The sequence below is a fragment of the Streptomyces odonnellii genome, assembly GCF_000981895.1.
Taxonomy (GTDB): Bacteria; Actinomycetota; Actinomycetes; order Streptomycetales; family Streptomycetaceae; genus Streptomyces; species Streptomyces odonnellii.
Genome location: NZ_LATD01000620.1, coordinates 1 through 3,240 on the forward strand (window position 1 = coordinate 1; position 3,240 = coordinate 3,240).

The window sequence follows — 3,240 nt, forward strand, 5'->3', positions numbered from 1 at the left end:
GTCACCAGGGGCAGGGCCAGCAGGGCGGGAACGACGGCGAGCGCGAGCCGGATGCCGCGGCGACGCTTGGCGCGGGGTGTGACGGCCGGTGGGGCGTCCGGGGCTTCGGCGGGAGGCCGGGTGTGCAGGGCGGGCGGCAGGACGGTCGGCGCCGTGGTCGTGGACGGAGCGGTCACTGTTCCCCCGGTCCCTGTTCGCTCTTCGGTCGCCAGGCCCTGTGCGTTGATCGACCGCTCTTCCGGTACCAGTGGTGCTTTCGGTACCGGCGACACCAGCGGTCTCGATCAGCGCGAGCGTAGCCAGGGCACGCCAGGACCGGGCCAGGACCGGCCGCGACACGGCGGGCCCCGCCCGACACATCCCCCATTCGGCCTAATTGTCAGTGGTGGGTGCCAGACTCGGATCCATGTTGAGAACTGAGATCCACGTCACAGCCGGGCCCGCGTGACGGGGCGCGGACATTACCCCGTCACGCGGGCCGCGGGCCGAGCCCCGGTCGCCGCGCGGGCGAGAGGTCAGGAGCCTCCGGTGTGCACCTGGAAGGCCGCCCGGCGCACGGCCTTGGCGAGGGCCGGGTCCGGATGCGCGGCGGCCAGGGCGACCAGGACCTGGACGGTACGGGGGTGCCCGACGGCGCGTACCTCGTCCAGCAGGGCGGGTACATTGCCCTGCACGGCCGAGTCCAGGTGACGGACCAGCAGATCGCTCTCGCCGTGGTCGGCGACGGCCGCCGCGGTGTCCACCCAGAGCCAGGTCGACTCCTCGCGGGTGAGGACGTCGGCGGCGTCCTCGGGGTCGGCGCCCTCGTACTCCGCCAGCCAGAGCAGGGCATAGGGGCGCAGCGAGGACTCCTCGGCCGCGGCCCGTACGCCGGCCTCGGCGGGCGCGCCGACGACGCGCAGCGCCTCGAAGGCCAGCCCGCGCAGCAGCGCGTCCTCGCCGCGGGCGACGGTGAGGAGTTCCGTGACGGCGCTGCCGACGGTACGGGCGGCGAGCCAGGCGCGGTATTCGGCGCGGGCGGGTCCGGGGGTGAGCCGGGCGCAGCCGCGCAGCATGTGCTGGGCGGACTGTTCGATATTGCCCGCGGGGCTCTGGGCGGCGACGCAGATCTGCTCCAGCTTGACCCAGACCGCCCAGTTGCCGAGCGGGGTGAGGGTCGCCTGCCCCTCCCCCAGGGTCAGCGCGCCGACGGCCGCCAGGCCTTCGAGGGCCCAGTCGAGGAGCGGGGGAAGGAGGAGCTCGTCCGGGGGCCCGGGAGCGGGCTCGGCGGGGTCGGGCTGCGGCCCGTAGGGGACCTCGCAGCGCTCCTCGTGGAGTTCCGCGACGCGCTGCCGCAGCAGGTCGAGCAGGGCCGGCACCAGCACTGGCCCGTTCGAGAGCTGGAGCAGGGAGAGCACCTGGGGGACGGCCTCCACGACCTCGGCGACCGTGGCGGCGGCGACATCGTCCGGGGCCGGGTGGACGAGCGACCAGGCGTCGAGGAGGGCCACCCAGCCGCGCTGGACGGCACTGTCGTCGCGGTCCCAGGCCTGGAGGCGCCAGCCGGGCCGTACGGTGCCGCCGTGCAGCTCGACGAGTCCGGCCAGCCGGGCGCGGTCCCACCCCGCGCGCACCTGGTCCGGGGTCAGCTCCAGCGCGTCCGCGGCCCGTTCCTGGGCGACCGCGTCGAAGGGTCCGGTGCCCGGGCCGCGGTCGACGGCCGCCCAGCGGGCGATCCGTACCGCGTCGGCGAGGACCTCCCTCGCCTGGCGGGCCAGCTCCGCCGCGGGCGGAGTGCCCTCGGGCGGCCTGGGGGCCGGACGGTTGCGTCCGTCGGTCACGGCCCGTCGTGCCGTGGTCAACGGCCGGGGGCGGACGAGTCGGAGTCTGGAGTTGCGCGCCAATTGCTCATCAGGCTTTCGGGACGTCACGGGAGCAGTCTTCCCGGTGACCGCCCGAAAGCCCAAACGGAACCTGTCCTGTCGGTACCGGATCGGCGCGGGGGCCTCCCGCGCCGGTGTTCCCGGTGGGTACGGCAGGGACGCAAGAGGCCTGTTGGGCGGCTACATGAGGGGCACGAGGAAGCGGCGGAGGGCCTCCTCGTAGCCGGTCGGATCCGCATTCCACATCGCCGCGTGCGGAGCGTGCGCCACGGCGTGCAGACCGATCAGTCCCGGACGCAGGGCGGCGAGTTCACGGGAGGGGTCCCAGGAGGCGAGGGTGTCGTCGGGGCCGTGGATGATCAGCGTCGGGACATGGAGCTGGCGGGGGTCGGCGGCCTGGAGCAGCCGGTCGCCGTGGAGTCCGGTCCTGCCCTGCGCCGCCCTGACGGCGAGGGGCAGCAGCGGGTTGGGGGTGCGGCGGGCGGTGGCCAGGGCCCGCAGGGTGGCCTCCCAGTCCAGTACGGGCGAGTCGAGCACGAGCCCGGAGATCCGCTCGCTGTGCGCGGAGTTGGCGGCGGCGTGCAGGGCCATCGCGGCGCCGGTGGACCAGCCGTACAGGATGAGCCGCTCCGCGCCGTAGCGGACGGCGTAGCGGATCGCCGCGTCGAGGTCGCGCCACTCGGAGTCGCCGAGATGCCCGAGGCCGTCCGGGGAGCGCGGGGCGCCGGGGTCGCCGCGGTAGGTGATGTCGAGGACGGGGACCTGGAGCCCGGCCAGCAGCTCCATCACATTCAGCGGGTGCTCGCGGGTGGTGCCCAGACCGTGCACGGTGATCAGCCAGGTGTCGCGCGCCCCGGGTACGAACCAGGCGGGGAAGAAGCCCAGTTCGCCCGGGATCCGCTCGTCCCGGAAGTCGAGGCCGAGGGCTGTGGTGGGGTCGCCGGTGTGCACCTGCGGGGTCATCCGGACGCGCGAGCCGGGGACGAGGGCGCCGTGGCCGACGCGCTCCAGTCTCCGTACGACCGTGTCGGCGGCGTGCGGGACGCCCTCCAGGACCGGTCCGACGACGGCGTGCAGGCCCCGGCTCTCGATGCCGTACACACCGGGGCGCAGGGAGGCGAGACAGCGGGTGAGGGTGATCTGCCCGGCGGCCGTGGCATGCACGGTCAGGCGCGGGTCGCCGGGCAGGGGCCGCCCGGGCGAGGCCTTGAGCGCGGCGTCACCGGCGAGCCGGCCGGCCGCGACCGCGGCCGCGCCGACGCCGATCACGGTGGAGACGGCCGCTGCCGTCGCTGTAGCCGGGCGCACGGTCCCAGTGTCGTCACCGCCGCCCGCCCCGGCCACCGGGCGCGTCCGTCGGGGTGCGGGGGTACGGGGG

The 3,240-nt window shown here is 75.3% G+C and carries 2 protein-coding genes; both read right to left on the reverse strand.

Annotated features, from left to right (window positions below; all coding sequences use genetic code 11):
- Positions 1-515: 515 nt before the first annotated feature.
- Positions 516-1,910: a hypothetical protein gene (locus tag WH07_RS35705; RefSeq protein WP_408645992.1), complete on the reverse strand. Its 1,395-nt coding sequence runs from the start codon at positions 1,908-1,910 to the stop codon at positions 516-518.
- A gap of 132 nt (positions 1,911-2,042) precedes the next feature.
- Positions 2,043-3,170, reverse strand: a complete 1,128-nt coding sequence (locus tag WH07_RS35710; protein ID WP_046509421.1) for an alpha/beta hydrolase — start codon at positions 3,168-3,170, stop codon at positions 2,043-2,045.
- Between the last annotated feature and the right edge of the window lie 70 nt (positions 3,171-3,240).